At 63.9% G+C, this 21,059-nt stretch carries 25 protein-coding genes and 1 tRNA gene; 17 read left to right on the top strand and 9 right to left on the bottom strand.

Annotated features, from left to right (window positions below; all coding sequences use genetic code 11):
* Positions 1-489 precede the first annotated feature (489 nt).
* Positions 490-566: transfer RNA gene (locus AC0L2R_RS05455), tRNA-Arg, on the bottom strand.
* A gap of 218 nt (positions 567-784) precedes the next feature.
* Positions 785-1,672, bottom strand: a complete 888-nt coding sequence (locus tag AC0L2R_RS05450) for a D-alanyl-D-alanine carboxypeptidase family protein (protein ID WP_473507977.1) — start codon at positions 1,670-1,672, stop codon at positions 785-787.
* A 585-nt stretch (positions 1,673-2,257) separates the two neighbouring features.
* On the opposite strand from AC0L2R_RS05450, the gene AC0L2R_RS05445 reads away from it, so the two are divergent.
* The 3 genes from AC0L2R_RS05445 (at position 2,258) to AC0L2R_RS05435 (ending at position 4,777) form a co-directional block, all read left to right on the top strand.
* Positions 2,258-3,358: a hypothetical protein gene (locus tag AC0L2R_RS05445; protein WP_473507976.1), complete on the top strand. Its 1,101-nt coding sequence runs from the start codon at positions 2,258-2,260 to the stop codon at positions 3,356-3,358.
* A 322-nt stretch (positions 3,359-3,680) separates the two neighbouring features.
* Complete coding sequence (locus AC0L2R_RS05440; protein ID WP_473507975.1) at positions 3,681-4,301, top strand: nucleoside triphosphate hydrolase; 621 nt, start codon at positions 3,681-3,683, stop codon at positions 4,299-4,301.
* An 89-nt stretch (positions 4,302-4,390) separates the two neighbouring features.
* A complete protein-coding gene (locus tag AC0L2R_RS05435; RefSeq protein WP_473507974.1) occupies positions 4,391-4,777 on the top strand; it encodes a hypothetical protein in 387 nt (128 codons plus the stop codon).
* A 28-nt stretch (positions 4,778-4,805) separates the two neighbouring features.
* Here AC0L2R_RS05435 and AC0L2R_RS05430 read toward each other — a convergent pair whose 3' ends face one another.
* The 3 genes from AC0L2R_RS05430 to AC0L2R_RS05420 all read right to left on the bottom strand — a co-directional run bounded on the left by AC0L2R_RS05430 (position 4,806) and on the right by AC0L2R_RS05420 (position 7,067).
* Positions 4,806-5,510: a glutathione S-transferase family protein gene (locus tag AC0L2R_RS05430; protein ID WP_473507973.1), complete on the bottom strand. Its 705-nt coding sequence runs from the start codon at positions 5,508-5,510 to the stop codon at positions 4,806-4,808.
* Between the two features lie 89 nt (positions 5,511-5,599).
* Positions 5,600-6,808: a beta-ketoacyl-[acyl-carrier-protein] synthase family protein gene (locus tag AC0L2R_RS05425; RefSeq protein ID WP_473507972.1), complete on the bottom strand. Its 1,209-nt coding sequence runs from the start codon at positions 6,806-6,808 to the stop codon at positions 5,600-5,602.
* A 4-nt stretch (positions 6,809-6,812) separates the two neighbouring features.
* Positions 6,813-7,067 carry an acyl carrier protein gene (locus tag AC0L2R_RS05420; RefSeq protein WP_010912831.1) on the bottom strand — a complete coding sequence of 85 codons (255 nt, stop codon included), beginning with the start codon at positions 7,065-7,067 and terminating at the stop codon, positions 6,813-6,815.
* A 208-nt stretch (positions 7,068-7,275) separates the two neighbouring features.
* On the opposite strand from AC0L2R_RS05420, the gene AC0L2R_RS05415 reads away from it, so the two are divergent.
* From AC0L2R_RS05415 to AC0L2R_RS05400, 4 genes are read left to right on the top strand one after another with little or no spacing between them, the layout of a single operon-like run.
* Complete coding sequence (locus AC0L2R_RS05415; protein WP_473507971.1) at positions 7,276-8,112, top strand: urease accessory protein UreD; 837 nt, start codon at positions 7,276-7,278, stop codon at positions 8,110-8,112.
* Between the two features lie 43 nt (positions 8,113-8,155).
* A complete protein-coding gene (locus tag AC0L2R_RS05410; protein WP_023801505.1) occupies positions 8,156-8,458 on the top strand; it encodes an urease subunit gamma in 303 nt (100 codons plus the stop codon).
* 40 nt (positions 8,459-8,498) lie between these two features.
* Positions 8,499-8,756, top strand: coding sequence for a DUF1272 domain-containing protein (locus tag AC0L2R_RS05405; RefSeq protein ID WP_473507970.1), 258 nt, complete (start codon positions 8,499-8,501; stop codon positions 8,754-8,756).
* A gap of 37 nt (positions 8,757-8,793) precedes the next feature.
* A complete protein-coding gene (locus AC0L2R_RS05400) occupies positions 8,794-9,099 on the top strand; it encodes an urease subunit beta (RefSeq protein ID WP_077374464.1) in 306 nt (101 codons plus the stop codon).
* 131 nt (positions 9,100-9,230) lie between these two features.
* On the opposite strand, the gene AC0L2R_RS05395 is transcribed toward AC0L2R_RS05400, so the two are convergent.
* Both AC0L2R_RS05395 and AC0L2R_RS05390 read right to left on the bottom strand, forming a co-directional pair.
* Positions 9,231-9,725, bottom strand: coding sequence for a hypothetical protein (locus tag AC0L2R_RS05395; RefSeq protein WP_287182143.1), 495 nt, complete (start codon positions 9,723-9,725; stop codon positions 9,231-9,233).
* A gap of 126 nt (positions 9,726-9,851) precedes the next feature.
* The gene (locus AC0L2R_RS05390) at positions 9,852-10,235 is read right to left on the bottom strand and encodes a hypothetical protein (RefSeq protein ID WP_287225221.1); all 384 of its coding nucleotides are present in this window, start codon (positions 10,233-10,235) and stop codon (positions 9,852-9,854) included.
* A 179-nt stretch (positions 10,236-10,414) separates the two neighbouring features.
* Here AC0L2R_RS05390 and ureC point away from each other — a divergent pair, with 179 nt between their 5' ends.
* From ureC to AC0L2R_RS05355, 7 genes are all read left to right on the top strand, one after another.
* Positions 10,415-12,127, top strand: a complete 1,713-nt coding sequence (gene ureC, locus AC0L2R_RS05385) for an urease subunit alpha (RefSeq protein WP_473507969.1) — start codon at positions 10,415-10,417, stop codon at positions 12,125-12,127.
* 105 nt (positions 12,128-12,232) lie between these two features.
* A complete protein-coding gene (locus AC0L2R_RS05380) occupies positions 12,233-12,721 on the top strand; it encodes a DUF29 domain-containing protein (RefSeq protein ID WP_473507968.1) in 489 nt (162 codons plus the stop codon).
* Positions 12,722-12,877: 156 nt separating this feature from the next.
* The gene (ureE, locus tag AC0L2R_RS05375) at positions 12,878-13,447 is read left to right on the top strand and encodes an urease accessory protein UreE (RefSeq protein ID WP_473507967.1); all 570 of its coding nucleotides are present in this window, start codon (positions 12,878-12,880) and stop codon (positions 13,445-13,447) included.
* Positions 13,440-14,111 carry an urease accessory protein UreF gene (locus tag AC0L2R_RS05370; protein WP_473507966.1) on the top strand — a complete coding sequence of 224 codons (672 nt, stop codon included), beginning with the start codon at positions 13,440-13,442 and terminating at the stop codon, positions 14,109-14,111. The genes ureE and AC0L2R_RS05370 overlap by 8 nt, the downstream gene beginning before the upstream one ends.
* On the top strand, positions 14,108-14,548 hold the full coding sequence (locus tag AC0L2R_RS05365; protein ID WP_287139353.1) for a DUF3995 domain-containing protein: 441 nt from the start codon (positions 14,108-14,110) through the stop codon (positions 14,546-14,548). Before AC0L2R_RS05370 ends, AC0L2R_RS05365 begins: the two co-directional genes overlap by 4 nt.
* On the top strand, positions 14,545-15,186 hold the full coding sequence (ureG, locus tag AC0L2R_RS05360) for an urease accessory protein UreG (protein WP_287221321.1): 642 nt from the start codon (positions 14,545-14,547) through the stop codon (positions 15,184-15,186). The genes AC0L2R_RS05365 and ureG overlap by 4 nt, the downstream gene beginning before the upstream one ends.
* 85 nt (positions 15,187-15,271) lie before the next feature.
* Positions 15,272-16,039 carry a class II aldolase and adducin N-terminal domain-containing protein gene (locus AC0L2R_RS05355; RefSeq protein ID WP_473507965.1) on the top strand — a complete coding sequence of 256 codons (768 nt, stop codon included), beginning with the start codon at positions 15,272-15,274 and terminating at the stop codon, positions 16,037-16,039.
* Between the two features lie 259 nt (positions 16,040-16,298).
* On the opposite strand, the gene AC0L2R_RS05350 is transcribed toward AC0L2R_RS05355, so the two are convergent.
* Positions 16,299-16,931: an HAD family hydrolase gene (locus AC0L2R_RS05350; RefSeq protein WP_473507964.1), complete on the bottom strand. Its 633-nt coding sequence runs from the start codon at positions 16,929-16,931 to the stop codon at positions 16,299-16,301.
* A gap of 239 nt (positions 16,932-17,170) precedes the next feature.
* On the opposite strand from AC0L2R_RS05350, the gene AC0L2R_RS05345 reads away from it, so the two are divergent.
* Complete coding sequence (locus AC0L2R_RS05345; protein WP_287059388.1) at positions 17,171-18,127, top strand: sugar-binding transcriptional regulator; 957 nt, start codon at positions 17,171-17,173, stop codon at positions 18,125-18,127.
* A 21-nt stretch (positions 18,128-18,148) separates the two neighbouring features.
* On the opposite strand, the gene AC0L2R_RS05340 is transcribed toward AC0L2R_RS05345, so the two are convergent.
* Entirely contained in the window at positions 18,149-18,334 is a 186-nt protein-coding gene (locus AC0L2R_RS05340) for a hypothetical protein (protein WP_473507963.1), read from the bottom strand.
* 214 nt (positions 18,335-18,548) lie between these two features.
* Between AC0L2R_RS05340 and gcvA the strand changes: the two genes are divergently transcribed.
* Positions 18,549-19,457, top strand: coding sequence for a transcriptional regulator GcvA (gene gcvA, locus AC0L2R_RS05335; RefSeq protein ID WP_473507962.1), 909 nt, complete (start codon positions 18,549-18,551; stop codon positions 19,455-19,457).
* A gap of 189 nt (positions 19,458-19,646) precedes the next feature.
* Positions 19,647-20,957: an ABC transporter substrate-binding protein gene (locus tag AC0L2R_RS05330; protein ID WP_027152174.1), complete on the top strand. Its 1,311-nt coding sequence runs from the start codon at positions 19,647-19,649 to the stop codon at positions 20,955-20,957.
* Positions 20,958-21,059 lie beyond the last annotated feature (102 nt).

Raw genomic sequence — 21,059 nt, 5'->3', positions numbered from 1 at the left:
GCTATAATGAGGCGCTAAGCGGTCGCGGCACGAGGAACGAAGGTCGTAACCGGTGGCTGGATAGCGAGGAAGGTCCCGTTTGAGAGGAAAATCGGCGCCGGAAAGGCGGCATCGGGTCACGACTTTTCCTTGGCCTCTTCAGGGATGGTCTGCAAGGGGTCGGATCTTGCCGGTCACCGCGGGTACCAAGCATCATGTGTCGATGCCCCGTGATGCAAGGGGATTTTCGAACGTCGAGTGCATGTGATCGGTGCAGACTGGCGAGGCCGGCGACAAGTTGGTTCATGAGGTCCTTTTCCACGGCTCGCACGGTAGCAATTAGTCCGATTCAATATTCTGTTCGGCTGAGGATGGCGCTGAAGGCGGCCGCGGAGAGATGGCGGCATAGTCGCTTAACTCGGGAGGTCGCCAGCCAGCTTTTTCTTATTATTTGGTTGCGAAGAGTCCAACGATCTGTGTCGTTGTCCAAACTTCTGTGTCGTCCGATTTTGGCGCACCCGACAGGATTCGAACCTGTGACCTCTGCCTTCGGAGGGCAGCGCTCTATCCAGCTGAGCTACGGGTGCTTTCGGGATCGACGATCCGGAAAACGAACCAGCCGGTGAACCGGCCAGCCACGGCTTCTTAGCGGAAGCAGGCGCAGGCTTCAACGGGCAAGGCGCCGTAAAGTTGTCCCGGCGCCTCTAGGCGTCGCCTATGAGGTTCGCGCCGCATCCGGTCGCTACGCGGCCTTCGCAGGCTCAGGGGCGTTCGCCATTCGAAAGCCAGGGCTTTTGTCCGCCCCTCACTGCTCCCCGGCATACAACAACCGCGTCGTCGTGTTCGAGACCGGCGACAGGTTGCGCTGGATCAGCGCTTCGACGTGGTCGTTGCGCTGGCGCGCGCTGTCGGCGCCCATCACCACGAGGATGAGCCGGCGGCCGTCGGCATCGTAGGAGGTGACGATGTTGAAGCCTGAGGCTCTGATGTAGCCTGTCTTGATGCCGTTGACGCCGCGGACGCGGCCGAGCATGTCGTTGTGGCCGCGCACCAGCCTGCCCCGGAACATGAAATCGCTTTCGGAAAAATAGTGGAAATGCTGCGGGAAGCGGGCGCGCAGCGCCGTGCCGAGCACCGCCATGTCGCGCGCCGTCGTCTGCTGGCCGGCGTCCGGCAGGCCGGACGCATTGCGGAAGACGGTGCTGCGCATGCCGATCTGGCGCGCTTTGGCGGTCATCATCGCGGCGAACGCATCTTCGCTGCCGCCGAGATATTCGGCGACGGCGACCGCCACGTCATTGGCCGATTTGACGGTGATCGCCCGGATCGCCGAATCGACGTCGATCGTCTCGCCGCGCCGGAAGCGCAGCTTGGTCGGCGGTTGCCTGGCGGCGTTGGCCGACACCGGGATCAGCGTCGCCTTGCTGACGCGGCCCTGCTCCAGCGCCTCGAACAGCAGGTAGAGCGTCATCATCTTGGTCAGCGATGCCGGATAGCGCGGCGCCGTCGAATTGGCCTCGAACAGCGTCCTGCCGCTGCCGTCGATGACGACAGCCGCATATTTCTGCGCCGGCGCCGGCACCGCCAGCATGGTTTCCGTCGGCGTCGTCGTCGCGCAGCCGGCGACCAGCGCCAGCAGCGCAAACGCCGCGACAAATTTTTTGATGAGCGGAAAGAGGCGCGGTTTGGACATTCTGAAGGTAAGCTGTTGCTGAAACGAGTGGGAAACTAGCTTAACCCAATGGCGCCGTCCATTTGGTTAATGCCGGTGTTCACGGCAATCGCTTCGGGTTTGAATGCACCCGGGCGTTGGTGCTGCCCCTCACCTGCCTGCCGGCATTCTCTCCCCGTATAGTGACGGGGAGAGGGGGCTGGCATCGGCGGTTTCGCCAATCACCGGCGTTCGCAAGAAGGGCGCCGGCATTGCGGCCAGCTTCTTTCGCCCCGTTTACGGCAGGGCTATCGCTGGGCCGAGGCTTTCGCTTTACGATGGACCCCCACCCTAACCCTCCCCACAAGGGGGAGGGAACGCTGCCGCGCTCTTTACTTTCCCTTTGGCGCGCCGGAAGGCAGGCAATTTGCCGAGGTCAGTGCCAACGGAAGTCTTCCTCCCCCTTGTGGGGAGGGGTTAGGGGTGGGGGTACATCGTAGAGCGAAAGCCTCGGGGCTAGGGGTACGTGGCCGGGCACAGCGTCTCTGATGCGAAATGCCCCTCATCCAGCTTGCGCAACCGGCACCGAGCGGGTTTGCTGGCGCCGGCAGAATCAGCAGGTGCGCCATGGATACGCTGACGATCACGGCAAAAGGGATTTCGGTAACGGTCGATCTCACCGTCGGCCATCTCGCCGACATGACGGTCGATATCGACGGGCGCCGGCTAAAACCGCTGCATCGCGCGCCGTGGATCGACGAGCCGCGCGCGACGCTGCCGCCAGACCTTCCCGCGGGCACCGTTCGCCTGTCCGGCGATTTTTTATGCGCGCCGTTTTCGCGCAGCGATGTCGAGGAAGCGCCCTTGCACGGCTGGCCGGCCAACAGCCCTTGGGATGTCGTCGCCTCGGCGGCGACTGCCGATGGCTGGCGGGCCGTTTTCAGGCTGCAGCACAAGGTTTTGGGCGCCACGGTCGAAAAAATCCTGACCCTGCGCGACGGCCATCCCTTTCTCTACCAGGAGCATGTCTTTTCCGGCGGTTCGGGCGGCATTTCCGTCGCCCATCATCCGATGACGGTGATGAAGGACGGCGGCAGGCTGGCTTTTTCGCCGAAGCGATTTGCGGCAACGCCGGACGACCCACTCGAGCCCGATCCCGCCCGCGGCCGTTTCCTGCTCGCCTATCCCGCGCGTTCGACCGACCTGACGCGTTTTCCCGCCGCCGATGGCGGCACGCTCGACCTGACCGACTATCGCATCGACCACAGCCGAGAGGATTTCGTCACGCTGGTCGAGGCCGACCATGGCGGGCCGGGCTGGACCGCTCTGGCGCGAAAGGCGGAAGCCGATCTCGTTCTGGTGCTGAAAAACCCGGCCGAATTGCCGGTCACCATGCTGTGGATCAGCAATGGCGGGCGCGACTACGCGCCGTGGAGCGGCCGCCATCGCGGCGTGCTCGGCATCGAGGACGGCCGCACCGCACTCGGCCACGCCGCGTCGCTGGGCGACAACTGGCTGAAGCGGGAAGGGGTGGCAACCGCCTTTGCCCTTGGCGGCAACGTCTCGTTCCGCCACGTCATCGGCGTTTTGCCCTTAATGGACGGCGAGCCGCCGCGCGATATCACCACCACGCAGGGGCGCATGCGCCTCATGGCGGCCGACGGTACGACGCGGGATGTCGCTTTCGACGGCGACTTCCTGCGGATCGGCCGATCCGTGCCCGCCTGATTGGGCTGTGTCGGGGGCGGCGCTTCCGGTTGGAGTTAGCCCTCCTATTGCGAGCGTTGGCGCTGCCCCCTCACCCGGATTGCCAACCGAATTGCAAAGGGCAATTCGGGGCAATCCGACCTCTCCCCGAGGGGAGAGGAGATCGCCAGCGCCGCCGCTTCTCTCTTCTCCCCAACGGGGAGAAGGTAGCCGCGAAGCGGCCGGATGAGGGGGCAGCGGCGCCGACCTCGACAATTGGTCGATCTTCAATAATCCCGCGTTTGAAATTCCCGCCAACTATCGCCAAGATGCGATCCAAAACACTTAGGCCAGAAAGGCTCCGATGTCCGAGATTGCCCACCTCGCCGCCACCATCTTCAAGCGCGCCGGCAAGGCGCGGCGCTTTGTCGTTGCCATCGCCGGTCCTCCGGGCGCCGGCAAGTCGACGCTGTCGGCCCGCCTGCATGAGCTGCTGCCGGAAGGCGCGGCCGAAATCGTGCCTATGGACGGTTTCCATTACGACGATATCGTGCTCGAGCAGCGCGGCCTGCGCGCGCGAAAGGGCGCTCCGGAAACTTTTGACTTTGCCGGCTTCGAAACCTTGCTGAAGCGCATCCGCGCCGCCGAGCCCGACATCGCCATTCCGGTGTTCGACCGCAGCATGGAGCTGTCTCGCGCGGCCGCGTCGATCATCGCCGCTGACACCAAGTTCATCCTGGTCGAAGGCAATTATTTGCTGCTTGACGAGGAACCGTGGTCGCGGCTGGCGCCGCTGTTTGATTTCTCGATCTTTGTCGATGTGCCGCGCGCCGAGCTCGAGCGCCGGCTGCTCGAGCGATGGCACGAGCATGGCCGCTCCGACGATGACGCCCGCGCCTGGATCGCTTCCAACGACATGCCCAACATCGACCGCGTGCTTGCCCGCCGCCGTCGCGCCGATCTGGTGCTTGGCGATCAACCCTGATTCGCAAGGACCGCCCGGCCTGGAACCTTAGGACTTTCCGGCCGTTATCTCGAATACGGCAATAATGCTGACATGAGGAAGACTGTCCGATGGCTACTCCGATGGCAAACAAGGCAAGAAAGCCTGCGCCCGGCAAGGGCAGGGCAACTCGATCCAGGGCAACTGGATCAAAGGCAACTGAAGCGAAGACCGGCGCTGGCCCGGCCGTTGCCGCCCGCTCCAAGGATGCAAAGCCCAGTTTTGGCAAGGCAGCACCGAAGAAAGTGACACCGACCGCCGCCAAAACCACGGCAAAACCGGCTAGGTCGAGGAAGTCGGCAAGTGGCGGCTCGATGGCGGACAGCGCGATGCGCACCGTCAAGACGACGGCCAATGTCGCGGCCGGCGCAGTTGTCGCCACCGCCAAGACCGCTGCGTCCCTCGCCGCTTCCGTCATGGGCAAGGGCGGCTCAAAACCCAAAACCAAGTCAAAATAGCCGCTTCCCGGCGCCTGCGACCGATGAGCTAGCCACGAGCGGGGATGCTGAGACCCCTTTGCACCGCCGGGCGGGCAAGGCCGCGCTCCAGCCATGCCGCGACATGGGAAAAATCATCGAAGCCGACAAGTTCCCTTGCCTCGTAAAAACCGATCAGATTGCGTACCCAGCCCAGCATCGAGATATCGGCGATGGTGTAATCGTCATCCATGATCCAGCTGCGGCCCTTCAGCCTCGTCTCGAGCACACCGATCAGCCGCCGCGATTCGTCGCGATAGCGCGCCAGCGGGCGCTTGTCGGCGATCTCGCGTCCGGCGAATTTGTGGAAAAAACCGACCTGCCCGAACATCGGCCCGATCGCGGCCATCTGAAAAAACACCCACTGGATCGTTTCGTAACGCCGCGCCGGGTCGGCCGGGACCAGCCGGCCGGTCTTGTCGGTGAGGTAGAGCAGGATGGCGCCGGATTCGAACAGCCCGATCGGCTTGCCGCCCGGGCCGTCCGGATCGATCATCGCCGGGATTTTGCCGTTCGGGTTCAGCGACAGGAATTCCGGCGTCCAGCTCTCGTCCTTGCCGATGTTCACCGCATGCGCCTCATAGGGCAGGCCGAGTTCCTCCAGCGCGATCGACACTTTTACCCCGTTCGGCGTCGGGAACGAATAGAGCTGGATGCGGTCGGGATGGCTGGCCGGCCAGCGCGTGGCGATCGGAAAGGCGGACAGGTCGGTCATCGAAACTCCTGGGATTTTTTTTCGCACAAGCGCGCCGTCGTGGCGCGTGGCAAGACGCGTCTCGTCGTGTCTGGATGATCCGATTGCGGTCAGACCGCCTTGAACGCCAGCACCGCATTGGTGCCGCCGAAGGCGAAGCCGTTGCTGATCGCCGCGCGCACCTTGCGCTCACGCGCTACATTCGGCGTGATGTCGAGATCGCAATCGGCGTCGGTTTCGCGAAAATTGGCAGTTGGCGGCACGATGCCTTCGCGGATCGCCATCACGCAGGCGATCAACTCCAGCGCGCCCGACGCGCCGAGGCAGTGGGCATGCATCGATTTGGTCGAGGAGATCGATAGCCTTTGGGCATGGTCGCCGAAGACGCGCTTGATCGCCGCCGTCTCGATCTGGTCGTTGGCCTTGGTGCCGGTGCCATGCGCATTGACGTAGTCGATGTCCTCCGGGTTGAGCCTGGCATCGACGAGGCAGAAGCGCATCGCCGCCTCCGGCCCTTCGATGGTCGGCGCGACGATGTCGGAGGCATCGCCGGAAAGGCCGGCGCCGGCAATTTCGGCAAGGATCGTGGCGCCGCGCGCCATGGCATGCTCAAAAGTTTCCAGCACGACCATGCCGGCGCCTTCGCCGAGCACCAAGCCCTGGCGATCGGCCGAAAACGGCCGGCAGGTGTCGGGCGCCAGCACCCGCAGCGCCTCCCAGCCTTTCAGGATGCCCCAGACCAGCGGCGCATCGGTGCCGCCGGCGAGCATGACGTCGGCGCGGCCAAGCCTGATCTGGTCGACCGCCGAGGCAATGGCGTGATTGGACGAGGAGCAGGCCGAGGTGATGCCGAAGACCGGCCCGCGCAGGCCGAGATTCATGCTGACATGGCCGGCCGCAGCGCCCGGCATCACTTTCGGCACGGTGAAGATGCCGGTGCGGTTCTTGCCCTCGAGCAGGATGGCGCGATAGCTCTCTTCGATCGCCTCCCAGCCGCAAACGCCGACGCCGACGATGGAGCCCATCCGGTAGGTGTTGGCCGCGTGCAAGCTTAGCCCGGCTTGTTGCGCGGCCTCGCGCGCGGCGATCGTCGCCAACAGGCTGAAACGGTCCATCGACACGGCCTGCTTGCGGTCGATGCCGTGCTCGGGAAGCGTCCTGATTTCGCAGCCGACCCTGATTTTCAGGTCATGCAGCTCCGAATTGACGATCGGGCCGATGGCCGAACGGCCGGCGCGCATCTCGCCCCAGATCGTCGGCACGTCGGTGCCGAGCCCGCACAGGCCGCCGATGCCGGTAATGACGACGCGCTTGTGCATTCGGTCAGGCTTTTTTCGCGATCAGCGCGCGAACCGCCTCGACCATGTCGCCGACGTTCTTCAGATTGCTCCAGGCGTCGACCGTGTTCATCTCGATCTCGATGCCATACTGTTCCTCGAGGTCGAAGATGATCTCCGTCAGTTCCAGCGAATGGATGCCAAGCGAGGTCAGTTCGGTGCTGGTGGTGATCTCTTCGCCACCCGGCTCGGCATGGGCCTTGATCTTCTCGATGATGTCCGTTGCCAGCTGGTCAGCCATTCGGTTCCTTCCCCAACCCTCGTCGTTTCCCGGCGCCAACGGATCGGCGCCCGTTTTTCCCCAGGTTCAGACCGTCACCGTCGCCTTTTATCCGGCCAGGCGTTGTGTGACCGTACCAAGACGGCTCCTCTATAGAAACCGAAACGTTGTCAAGCAACAAGCTATATGTCGACAAAGCCGGCGCTGTGCTTAAGTTGGCGCCGTGGATATGATCGGACAGGACCTGACCTTTGTGCCGCCGGCCCAGCGCGTCGCCGGCACGGCGCGGCTTGCCTGTGAGAAGGATGGCGGCCGCACGCGGCTTCGGCGGCTTTATCAGGATGGATCCGCCAAGATCCGCATGCCGGCCGTCTCGGCCGATCCGCTCGAAGCCGTGCTGATCAACACCGCCGGCGGGCTGACCGGCGGCGACCGCCTTGGCTGGCAGGTCGATGTCGGCGCCGGCGCCGGCGCCAGCATAACCACCCAGGCCTGCGAGAAAATCTACCGCGCTGCGTCCGATCGTGCCGAGGTGCGGGTCAAGCTGACCGTCGGCGCCGGCGGCCGCATCGCCTGGCTGCCACAGGAAACCATCGTCTTTGATCGATCTGCCTTTGCCCGCAGGCTCGACCTGGAGCTTGCCGCAGGCGCCGAGGCGCTGGTGCTCGAGGCGACCGTTTTTGGCCGCCTCGCCATGGGCGAACGCGCGGCGCACGGCGCTTTCCACGACCGCTGGCGGGTCAGCCAGGACGGAGCGCTGGTTCATGCCGAGGATTTCCGCATCGGGCCGGACATTGCCGCGATTCTGGGCCGTTCCGCCGTGGCCGGCGGCGCCGTCGCTATGGCGACGGTGCTGATGATCTCGCCGCGGGTCGAGGCTTTGCTCGATCCGGCCCGGGACATTATCGGCGGCCAGGGCGATGCCAGCGTCTGGAGCGTGAAAAAATATGGCAAGCTTCTTGCGAGGCTGTTTGCCGAGGACGGCTACCAGCTCCGCAAGCGGCTGGTGCCGCTCGTCGAATTGCTCAACGGACGGGCGGGTCTGCCCAAATTATGGTCACTCTGATTCCGATTACACCGCTCCTGTCTACACGATCCTAGGAAAACGCATGAACCTGACGCCAAGGGAAAAGGACAAGCTGCTCATCGCCATGGCGGCGATTGTGGCGCGCAAGCGGCTCGAGCGCGGCGTCAAGCTCAATCACCCGGAGGCGATCGCGCTGATCACCGACTTCGTTGTCGAGGGCGCCCGCGACGGCCGCCAGGTCGCCGAGCTGATGGAGGCCGGCGCCCACGTCGTCACCCGCGCGCAGGTTATGGAGGGCATCGCCGAGATGATCCACGACGTCCAGGTCGAGGCGACGTTTCCCGACGGCACCAAGCTGGTGACCGTGCATGAACCGATACGGTGAGGGCCGATACGGTGAGGGCCGACAAGGTGAGGTGAGAAAAATGCTTGAGCTGCGCCCCAACTGCGAATGCTGCGACAGGGACCTGCCGCCTGAGGCGACGGATGCGCTGATCTGCACCTTCGAGTGCACCTTCTGCGCCGAGTGCGCGGCAAACGTGCTGGGCGGCGTCTGCCCGAATTGCGGCGGCAATTTTTCAGCGCGCCCGATCCGCCCGGCAGCGATGCTGAACAAATATCCCGCCTCGACAAGGCGCGTCCTCAAGGCCGAAGGCTGCGGCCCGGTGCGCCGCGCCGCGTGACGGCACGATCCTGACAGCGAAAGGCATATCGATGGCGATGATCCCGGGCGAAATCATCACGGCAGGCGGCGAGATCGAGCTCAACAAGGGCCAGCCGACCATCACCATGAAGGTGGCCAACAGCGGCGATCGGCCGATCCAGGTCGGTAGCCACTATCATTTCTTCGAGACCAATGAGGGGCTGAAATTCGATCGTGACAAGGCGCGCGGCATGCGCCTCGACATTGCCGCCGGCACGGCGATGCGCTTCGAGCCCGGCCAGGAGCGCGACGTCACCTTGGTGCCGCTCGGCGGCAAGCGCGAGGTCTATGGGTTCCAGCAGAAGATCATGGGCGCGTTGTGAGATCCCCTGGTCGCGCTGTGCGATCCCCTGGTCGCGCTGTGCGATCCCCTGGTCGCATTGTGCGATCCCCTGGTCGCGTTGTGCGATCCCCTGGTCGCGTTGTGCGATCCAGAGCGTCGCGCAGTTTCGGCTCAGCTGGGCGGCTTGGCCGCCGCGTAGATGACGACCTTGCCAGGATCGTCGAATTCGACGGCGAGAACGTCTTCGGTCTGCACGCGTCGAGAGTCGATGGCGTTGAACAGCAATGCGTTCGCCTCGATCTCGTCGCGCAGTTCCGCAATGTCTTCCTGATGCTGCTCGACCTTGCTTTCGATCGCCGGCGGCAGCCCGCCTTCCGTGCGCGCGGCGTCGGTAAGGAACACGATGTCGACCTTGTCGAGCTTGGACGTCTTGCGCACCGCGCCGATGTTTTCACGCGTCCGGTCGATCGCGGTAGTGACTTTGCCGGCCTCGACAGCCGTGTTGGTCTCTTCCTGGCCGACCTCCGAGCCGATGATCTTGTTCTGGGTCTCAGGGCCTTCAAGGCCCTGCGCATTCAGCCCGGCCTGGGGAGCGCTCGCCGCAAGAAACGCAGTTGCGGCCAGCATATGCAGCCATCTGGTGTCGGGGAAGGTGGTGATCGCCATCGCTCGCTCTCGGAGCCGCTTTCGAGACTCGCTTCTAGGCCAAAAAGTCGAAACGTATTCCGCCCTGCGAAGGTTCCCTCCCCGATGCGGCAGGCCGGCCTCGTGCCGGCCCGCCACAGCGCATCGTCAGCTCGCTTTCTTGGTGATCAAGGTCAGCGAGCCGTTGGCGTCCATGCTGGCGGCGATCACTTGCGCCGAGGTGAGTCCCTTGGCTTCGAGCGCGGATTTGACCTGTGGGGTCGCGTCGATCGAGCTGCGCAATTTCTGCAGGCCGTCCTCGCCGCGCTTGGCGATCACTTCGTTGACCTTGGCCTGCGTTTCCTTGGGCAGTGTCTCGATGTCGACGACGTTGACGGTCTGGATCGCCGGCGCTTGCGGCTGAGCGCCGGGCGCTGCGGGAGCGGGCGAAGCCGGCGGCTCGGCAGGCTGCGGCGCAGGCTGTTGCTGGGCGCTGGCAGCGGTCGCGAGCAGCAGGGTGGCGGCGGCTGCGAGAGAGATCGTTTTGCGCATAAAACTTCCTTTCCATCGATTGGCAAACGGTCGTTTTGGGGTGACCCTGCCACCTCAAACGTTAAATGGGATCGGAAGGTGTCGCCCAGCAGGTCATTGCGTGACCATAGGATGGCGACAATGTGGGGCCGGGCTTCGCCCCGGCCGTATCTTGGGTCGTATTTCGGGAGCAATTGCTGATGGCTAGAATCACCCGCGCCGCCTATGCGCAGATGTACGGCCCGACCGTCGGCGACAAGGTGCGGCTTGCCGATACCGAGCTGTTCATCGAGGTCGAGAAGGATTTTACACTGCACGGCGAGGAGGTGAAATTCGGCGGCGGCAAGGTCATCCGCGACGGCATGGGCCAGAGCCAGGTGTCCCGCGCCCAAGGCGCGGTCGACACCGTCATCACCAATGCGCTGGTCGTCGATGCCTCAGGCGGCATCTTCAAGGCCGATATCGGCCTGAGCGATGGCCGCATTGCCGCGATCGGCAAGGCCGGCAATCCCGACATGCAAGACGGCGTCACCATCATCATCGGTCCCGGCACCGAAATCATCGCCGGCGAGGGCAAGATCCTCACCGCCGGCGGCTTCGACGCGCATATCCATTTCATCTGCCCGCAGCAGATCGAGGAAGCGCTGATGTCAGGCATCACCACCATGCTTGGCGGCGGCACCGGACCGGCGCATGGCACGCTGGCGACGACCTGCACGCCGGGGCCGTGGCATCTGGCGCGCATGATCCAGTCCTTCGACGCCTTCCCGATGAATATCGGCCTGTCGGGCAAGGGCAACGCGTCGTTGCCGGCCGCGCTTGAAGAAATGGTGCTGGGCGGCGCCTGCTCGCTTAAGTTGCACGAGGACTGGGGCACGACGCCAGCGGCAATCGACTGCTGCCTGTCGGTCGCCGACAACTATGACGTGCAGGTGATGATCCACACCGACACGCTGAACGAGTCCGGCTTTGTCGAGAACACGGTGGCGGCGATCAAGGGCCGCACCATCCACGCCTTCCACACCGAAGGCGCCGGCGGCGGCCATGCGCCCGACATCATCAAGGTTTGCGGCCTGCCCAACGTCATCCCCTCGTCGACCAATCCGACGCGGCCCTACACCGTCAACACGCTGGCCGAGCATCTCGACATGCTGATGGTCTGCCATCATCTGTCGCCGTCGATCCCCGAAGACATCGCCTTTGCCGAAAGCCGCATCCGCAAGGAGACCATCGCCGCCGAAGACATTTTGCACGACATCGGCGCCTTCTCGATCATCTCGTCGGACAGCCAGGCGATGGGCCGCGTCGGCGAAGTGGCGATCCGCACCTGGCAGACCGCCGACAAGATGAAGCGCCAGCGCGGCTCGCTGCCGCAGGAGACCGGCGACAACGACAATTTCCGCGTCCGCCGCTACATCGCCAAATACACGATCAACCCGGCCATCGCGCACGGCCTGTCGAACGAGATCGGCTCGGTGGCGGTCGGCAAGCGCGCCGATCTGGTGCTGTGGAACCCGGCCTTCTTCGGCGTCAAGCCGGACATGGTGCTGGTCGGCGGCATGATCGCCGCCGCCCCGATGGGCGATCCCAACGCCTCGATCCCGACGCCGCAGCCGATGCACTACCGGCCGATGTTCGGCGCCTATGGCAAGGCGATGACCAATTCGTCGGTGACCTTCGTTTCCAGGGCGGCGCTCGATGCGGGCCTGCGCGACAGTCTCGGCGTCGACAAGCAGATGGTCGCCGTCGACAACACCCGCGGCGGCATCGGCAAGCATTCGATGGTGCTCAACGACGCCACCCCGCATGTCGAGGTCGATCCCGAAACCTACGAAGTCCGCGCCGACGGCGAATTGCTCACCTGCGAGCCGGCCACCGTGCTGCCGATGGCGCAGCGGTACTTTTTGTTCTGATCCCTACAAACGCCCTGTTGGCGGGGCGTCAAATTCGGTGCTCAGTTGTCCAAGCTCTGACGTGCCGTTTTGCGATTGTCTCGAAATTGCGGCATGATGGGCCCCATGAACAGGATTGATCGTCTCAGGGCCCTCACTCCCTACGAAGCGGACTACGTCCAGTGGTGCGCCGAGCAAGGCGCATTGTTGCGCGAAGCTCGTTTCTCCGACCTCGATCGTGAGAATCTTGCCGAGGAGATCGAGAGCTTGGGGAGACGTGACAAACGAGAGATTCGCAGTCGGATGGAGGTGCTGCTTGCACATCTCCTGAAATGGGAATTCCAACCCGGCCATCGAAGTCATAGTTGGCAGTCGTCAATTTCCGAACAGCGCATCTGGATCGGAAACATCATCAAGGACAGCCCGAGTCTTCGCCGATATCCCGCTCAGATTTTCGACGATGCATATAAAGACGCTTTGCTTGTCGCGGTCAGGGAGACGGGTCTCAGGAAATCTCACTTTCCAGGCGAACCTCCATTCACATGCAAGCAGGCGCTCGATGAACGATTTTGGCCGGGCAATCCCCTATTGATGGGCGATTTCCTGCGGGATTAGCTGGCTTCTTCGGCGACCGTCGCTTTCACATCGCCTTTGTCGCCGCCGCCCTCGTCTACCAGATATCGTTCATCCTGCGGCTCTTCGACACGATCGTCTGAGCACCATTGGGGCGACGAATGCGATAGGCTACGCTTGTTGGGAGAGGAGTTTTACATGAAGCTCGACATCCGCACCGATTTCACCAAATTCCCGCGTGCCGTCTCGGTTCTGAGCGCCGGCGAGGCAGGAGCGGTCGCGCCCTACGATCGTGCGGTGCTGGCCCATGACGAGCGGCATCTGCGCCGCCGCGCCATCGAAACGGCCCGTAGCGATAGAGTGCTGGTCGACCTGCCCGAACCGGTGGCCCTGAACGATGGCGACCGCCTGGTGCTGGAGGATGGCCGTCATATCGAGATCGTCGCGGCCGAGGAACCGCTCTACGACATCCGTGCCAGCGGCCCTGTCCATCTCGCCGAGCTTGCCTGGCATATCGGCAACCGCCACCTCGCCGCCGCCATCGAGGCTAACCGCATCCTCATCCTGCGCGACCATGTCATCAAGGCGATGCTGGAAGGGCTGGGTGCGACGGTGCGCGACGTTTCCGAGCCGTTCAAGCCGCTGCGCGGCGCCTATTCCGGGCACAGTCACGGTCATGCCCATGCCGAGGCGCATGCGCACAGCGGTGCGCATTCCCATACCCATAGCGAATCGCATTCCCACAGCCATTCGCACGACCATGACTGACCAGCCTTCCAACGTCGCTTTGTTGCGTCTGATGGCGTGGCTGTCGCCTGCCTTCCCGGTCGGCGGTTTTTCCTACAGCCATGGTCTCGAACAAGCCGTGCATGCCGGCCTGGTCGCCGACAGCAAAGACCTCGCCGCGTGGCTGGAGACGCTGGTCGAGATGGGCTCGGGCTGGAACGATGCCGTGCTGTTTGCCGAAAGCTGGCGGCGCGCCCGCCAAGCCGGCGATCTCGCCGAAATCGCAGCCCTCGCCGAGGCCTTGGCCGGCTCGCGCGAGCGCCACAGCGAGACCATGCTGCAGGGCGCCGCCTTCCTGAAGGCGGCATCGGCCTGGCCGTGTCAGGTGCTCGACCGTCTGCCGGCCGAGTGCGCCTATTGCGTCGCCGTCGGTGCAACTGCCGGTGGCAACGCCATTGCCCTGCGCGATGCACTGTCGGCCTTCCTGCACAGCTTCTTCTCCAATCTCGTCCAGGCCGCGATCCGGCTCGGCGTCGTCGGCCAGACCGGCGCCACGGCGCTGCTCGCCGGCTTCGAGCCGCTGGCCTTGGAAACTGCCGCTCGCGCCGCCGGCTCGACGCTGGACGATCTCGGCGGCTGCGCCTTCGTCTCGGATGTCATGGCGATGAAGCACGAAACGCAATATTCGCGGCTGTTCCGCTCATGATCGTCCTCGCCTTCGCGCTCTCCTTCGTCTTGCTGCTGATCACCACCCTGCATGTCTATTGGGGCATTGGCGGCATCTGGCCGGGCAGGGACGCTGCCTCCTGCGCCCGCGCGGTGGTCGGCTTTCGCGGCGTTGACGAAATGCCGGCGCCCTTCGCCAGCTTCGCCGTCGCCGCCTGCCTCGGCCTGGCGACACTGTGGCCGCTGGCGCTGGAAGGCGTGTTTGCCACGCCCTTTCCTAAGGCCGGGCTTGCCGCGACAGCGCTGCTCATCGCGCTGGTCTTCCTGGGGCGCGGCATTGCCGGCTTCACGCCGTGGTGGCGCCGGCTGGCGCCCGAACAGCCTTTCGCGCGGCTCGATGTCAGCTATTATTCGCCGCTCTGCCTGGTTGTAGGGCTCGGCTTTGCAGTGCTAGCCATCATGGAGTTCCCTGGATGACACAAGCCAATGGTCCCCTTCGCGTCGGCATCGGCGGTCCCGTCGGCTCCGGCAAGACGACGCTCACCGAAAAGCTCTGCAAGGCGCTGCGCGACGAGTTCTCCATCGCCGTGGTCACCAACGACATCTATACCAAGGAAGACGCCATGATGCTGGCCCGGCTTCAGGCGCTCCCCGAGGATCGCATCATCGGCGTCGAGACCGGCGGCTGCCCGCACACCGCCATCCGCGAGGACGCCTCGATCAATCTGCAGGCGATCGCCGAGATGACCAGGAAATTCCCGGATCTCGACATCGTCTTCATCGAATCGGGCGGCGACAACCTCGCCGCCACGTTTTCCCCGGACCTCGCCGATCTGACGCTCTACGTCATCTCGGTCTGCCAGGGCGAAGAAATCCCGCGCAAGGGCGGCCCGGCGATCACCCGGTCGGATTTCCTGGTCATCAACAAGAGCGATCTCGCCCCCTATGTGAACGTCAATCTCGATGTCATGGAGAGCGATGCCGCCCGCATGCGCGGCAAGCGGCCGTTCGGATTTACCGATCTGTCGCGCGGCAAGGGCCTGCAGCAGGTGATCGATTTTGTCGTCGAGCATGGCGGGCTGCGCATCGACGCCGCCAGAAGCACGGCGGCGTAAGCCAAAGCGCTCGCCTGCACCAAACGAAACCGGTTGCGCGCATCGGCGGCGCACGGCATCCTTGCTTCTTTCACGGAGGTTTTCGATGAGCATCGCCCGCCTGCAGAAGGAAATGCTGACCAACCTGCCCTTCTACGAGGAGCGCGTCGATCTGGCTTGCGCCTTCCGCTGGACAGCGCGGCTCAACATGCATGAAGCGGTGGCCAATCATTTCTCGCTGGCCGTCAACGATGACGGCTCGCAATTCCTGATGAATCCCAACCAGGTGCATTTCTCGCGCATCAAGGCGAGCGACCTGCTGCTGATCGACGCCAACGATCCCGATACGCTCTCCGGCCCGGATGCGCCCGACCCGACGGCATGGGGGCTGCATGGCGCCATCCATCGCAATGTCCGTCATGCGCGCTGCGTCATGCATGTGCACTCGATCCACGCCACGGTGCTCGCTTCGCTCGCCGACTCGACGTTGCCGCCGATCGATCAGAACTCGGCGATCTTCTTCAACCGCCACGTCGTCGACGGCCATTATGGTGGGCTCGCCTTCGAGGAAGAGGGCGAACGCTGCTCGCAGCTGCTCACCGATCCGAAGGTCAAGGTGATGGTCATGGGCAACCATGGCGTGCTGGTCATCGGCGATACCGTCGCCGACACCTTCAACCGCATGTTCTATTTCGAACGCGCCGCCGAGACCTACATCAAGGCGCTGTGGACCGGCCGCCCGCTGCGGGTCCTGTCGAATGAAATCGCCGAGAAGGCAGCAGCGGAGCAGGAAGATTATCCCGGTCAGGCCGAACGGCACCTGTCCGAATTGAAGGCGATCCTCGACGAGCAGGAGCCGACCTATCGGAACTGAGAGCCCTTCTCCCCGTCACTATGCGGGGAGAAGGTGCCGGCAGGCGGATGAGGGGCAGCGCAAGCGCCCGAAAGTGTGCTCGGCCTGGCCGTGATCTCGATGCGCCCTGGAAAAGCGCCTTCCTTGTCAATCTCGGCGCTGCCCCTCATCGCCCTGCCGGGCACTTCTCCCCGTATAGGTACGGGGAGAAGAACACTCTGATCGTCGGTTTCACCAATCATCGGCGTTGCAGGATACGCGTCTAGGTTGCAGCCCAATCTTAAAGCCCGAGTTCAGCCCGCAATTCGTCGGCGCTGTTGATGACGATCGCGCCGGGCGGCCCTGCCATGGGCGCTTCCGGCCAGAAGATCGTCCTGATCCCCGCCGCCAGTCCTGCCGTGGCGCCGGTCACGCTGTCCTCGACGGCCATGGCATTGGCTGGATCGACACCGGCCAGCCAAGCGGCGCGCAAAAAAGGTTCGGCGTGCGGCTTGCCTTCGCGCACGTCGTTGCGGCTGATCGTCTTCATGCCGGGATGGGAAAGACCGACCATGCGCAGATTGGCGTCGACGACCAGCCGGTCGGAGTTGGACACCACCGCTTGCGCCACGCCAAGGGCACGCAGCTCGTTGTAGATCTCGATGGCGCCGGGGCGCGGCTTCAGCGTCTCGGCCATCGGCAGATAATGGTCGTATTTGCGCACGATCCAGTCGTCGAAGGGCAGGTCGAGGCCGAACTCGTCGCGCAGCATCTCGTAGACCGGCCATGCGGCGATGCCGAGCACGCGCTCATGCAGGTTGGTTGGCGCCGCGATGCCGACGCTGTGCAGCGCCGCTATCAGCGCCGCCTCGTGCAACGGCTCGCTGTCGACCAGCGTGCCATCCATGTCCCAGAAAACCGCTTTCGGCGTCATGCGAGGCTCCTTTGTCCGAAATCCCTTAAAGGGTTTGCCTCGCGAGATAAACTGCCGCGCCTGGCTGCGCCAACATTGCGGGCTATAATCATCCACTCGGAACCCAGCAGGCACCCCGGGAGCTTACCTAAGCAATTGCCCTGTCTGCAGGCAATTGCTTACAAACGCATTCCCCGGTAAAACCAAGGCGCTCCCGCTCGGTGCTAGTGCTCGGTGCTCGGGGGCAGGGAGGCAGCAAGTTGAATTCCCGGCAGGACAGCGGCAGCAACAGGCTGGACGACGCGGCGCGTGCCGGCTGGCTCTATTATGTCGCCGGCAACACGCAGGACCAGATCGCCTCGACGCTCGGCATCTCAAGGCAGACGGCGCAGCGGCTGGTGTCGCTGGCGGTGTCGGAAGGGCTGATCAAGGTGCGTGTCGACCACCCGATCGCCAATTGCCTCGACCTCGCCGCCCGGCTGAAATCGCGCTTCGCCCTCGATCTGGTTGAGGTGGTTCCAAGCGATCCCGCTTCCTCCTCGACTATTGGCGTCGCCGTGGCGGCGGCCGCCGAGATCGAGAGGCGGCTGCGCTCGCCGACGCCGATCGTCATGGCGATCGGCACCGGCCGCACGCTGAAGGCGGCAATCGAGCAGCTGCCGCCGATGGAATGCCCGCAGCACAAGGTGGTGTCGCTGACCGGCAACATCTCGCCCGACGGTTCGGCCGCCTTCTACAACGTCATCTTCACCATGGCCGACAGGGTCAAGGCTCGCTCCTTCCCGATGCCGCTGCCGGTCATCGCCTCCTCGCCGCAGGAGCGAGAAATGCTGCTCAGCCAGCCGATGATCCAACCGACGCTGGCGCTTGCCGCGGAAGCCGACGTCACCTTCGTCGGCATCGGCGATCTCGGCCCCAAGGCGCCGCTTTACGAGGACGGCTTCATTTCGGAGAGTGAATTGAAAGCGCTGCAAAAGGCAGGCGGCGTCGCCGAGATCGTCGGCTGGGTGTTCGATCGCGAAGGCCGGATGATCGAGGGCATCACCAATGACAGGGTGTCGTCGGCATCGTTGCCGTCGCGCGAAAAATCGCTGGTGATCGCGCTCGCCATGGGCGAGCGGAAGCTGCCGGGCATCCTTGCGGCTGTGAACCGGCGGCTGGTCAACGGCCTCATCACCGACGAGCGGACCGCCGCCGCCTTGTTGGCCGCCAGCTGATTTGCGATAAATCCAGCAGGGCTATTTGCGACGGCCGTAAGGATCGTTGCCGTCGAGAAAACCCATGTCGCGCTGCAGATGCGGCGGTAATTCCCTGATGTCGAGATAAGCCCGTTTCCTGGCTCCGTGCCGTGCCAATCCACGCGCCAGCCGCAAAAACCAGCCTTGGCCTGGCGTCAGAAATAGCTTTTCCCGTACAATGGTCATGATCATCAGCCTTTGTTATGTCTGGCGCATGACCCCGAAAATCGATATCGAATTTCGGAAAGGATCATGCGCAAAATCAAAAGGGCTACAGCGTCCTTTGCGCGCCCAAAAGGACGCGCGGCGCTGTAGACGAGAGTGATCGTCGACCTCAAATATCGGCCGGATCGGGCCTTGCTGCCAATCAAACGTTAATCACGGCCCATAAGGAGGATTTATGCCTGAACTCAAGTCACGGCAGGTCTCCCAGCTCCCTCCGCTTCAGGCGATCCGGGTGTTCGAGGCGGTGGCGCGGCATCTTTCCTTCACCAAGGCCGCCGGCGAGCTTGGCATGACGCAGGCGGCTGCGAGCTATCAGATCAAGCTTCTGGAAGAGCGCGTCGGGGCACCGTTGTTCCTGCGCCGGCCAAGGCAGATCGTGCTGACCGAGGCGGGGCAACGCCTGGCGCCTGCGGTCAGCGAGGCGTTCGCCCTGTTGGGTGGAGCCTATGCCGCGGCGCGCAGCGGCGCCGACGGCGTACTTTGTGTCTCGACGCTGCTGACCTTTGCCTCGAACTGGCTGGCGCAGCATCTCGGTTCGTTCCAGGTCGCGCATCCGTCGCTGGCGGTGCGCCTCGATACATCGAACCGCCTCGTCGACTTCGCCCGCGAGGACATCGACATCGCCATCCGTTCGGGCGGCGGAAACTGGCCGGGCGTGGAGGTGCACAAGCTTTTCAATGCGGACTTCACGCCGATGCTGAGCCCGAAACTCGCGGCAAGCATCGGCGGGGTGAAGGAGCCGGCCGATCTGTTGCGCCTGCCGATCCTCGACCCCGGCGATATCTGGTGGCGGGACTGGTTTATCGCCGCCGGCCTGCCGGTCGAGGAACTGGCCAAGCGCCCCGGCTCCAGCATGGGGGCGCAGGCCTATGAGGCCAACGCCGCGATCGCCGGGCAGGGCGTGGCGATCGTAACGGCCGCTCTTTTCAAGGCCGAGCTTGCCGATGGCCGCCTGATCCAGCCCTTCGATCTGGTCGGCGACGACGGCCACGCCTATTGGCTGGTCTATCCCCAGGCGCGGCGCAACGTGCCGAAGATCCGCGCTTTTCGCGAATGGATCCTGGCCGAGATTGCCGGCGGATAGTCGATAATCCATCGATCAAGCGGGCACCGACATCCGGCCTGTTCGCGCGCAAAAATCCTCCGGAGCAAGATACGCACGCGGCCGGATGCTGCGCTGCAGCAACGAATCCGGCTTGACATAAATCACGCGAGGTGAGTAATTGCTCACAGCCAAAGCAAATGCTCAGCTTGGTCCATGGGAGGAATTTTGATGAAACTTCGCACGCTCACCCTGGGTCTGTTGTCGGCCAGCACCCTCGCGTTCGCCGCGCATGCCGAATCCATCACCATCGCCACCGTCAACAATGGCGATATGGTCCGCATGCAGACGCTGACCGACGATTTCACCGCCAAGAACCCCGATATCCAGCTCCAGTGGGTCACGCTCGAGGAGAACGTGCTACGCGAGCGCGTCACCACCGACATCGCCACCAAGGGCGGCCAGTACGACGTGATGACCATCGGCACTTACGAAGTTCCGATCTGGGCCAAGCAGAGCTGGCTGCTGCCGCTCGACAAGCTCGGCGACGACTATGACGTCAAGGACATCATCCCGGCCATTGCCGGTGGCCTGTCGGTCGATGGCACGCTTTATGCAGCACCGTTCTATGGCGAAAGCTCGTTCGTCATGTACCGCAAGGACCTGATGGAGAAGGCCGGGCTGACCATGCCCGACGCGCCGACCTGGGACTTCGTCAAGCAGGCCGCCGAGAAGATGACCGATCGCGCCAATGGCGTGAACGGCGTCTGCCTGCGCGGCAAGGCCGGCTGGGGCGAGAACATGGCCTTCCTGACCGCCATGTCGAACTCCTTCGGCGCACGCTGGTTCGATGAGAACTGGAAGCCTCAGTTCGACCAGCCCGAGTGGAAGAACACGCTGCAGTTCTATGTCGACCTGATGAAGGCCAATGGCCCGGAGGGCGCGTCTTCGAACGGCTTCAACGAAAACCTGGCGCTGTTCCAGCAGGGCAAGTGCGGCATGTGGATCGACGCCACCGTCGCTGCCTCCTTCGTCTCCGACCCAAAGAACTCCACGGTCGCCGACAAGGTCGGTTATGCGCTGGCGCCCGACAATGGCCTGGGCAAGCGCGGCAACTGGCTGTGGGCGTGGTCGCTGGCCATTCCCGCCGGCACGCAAAAGGCTGACGCCGCCCAAAAATTCGTGTCCTGGGCAACCAGCAAGGCCTATCTCGAGCTCGTCGCATCGAAGGAAGGCTGGGCCAATGTTCCGCCGGGAACGCGCACCTCGCTCTACGCCAACCCCGAGTACCAGAAGGCGGCGCCGTTCGCCAAGATGACACTGGACTCGATCAACGCCGCCGATCCGACGCATCCGACCGTCAAGCCGGTGCCCTATGTCGGTGTCCAGTTCGTCGCCATCCCCGAGTTCCAGGGCCTTGGCACCACCGTCGGCCAGCTGTTTTCGGCGGCACTCGCCGGCCAGACCAGCGTCGACGATGCTCTGAAGCAGGCCCAGGACGCCGCCACCGCAACGATGACCGAGGGCGGTTATATCCAGTAGGCTCCTCCCGGTGCCGAAAGCCGGTTGCCTATCTTAACCGGCAGGGGCCGCCCGAATCCCAGTTCGGGCGGCCACCTTCACAACACTGAAAAATTTGGCTGA

The organism is Mesorhizobium sp. WSM4820, from assembly GCF_055811075.1.
This window is presented reverse-complemented; position numbering and strand designations above follow the sequence as displayed.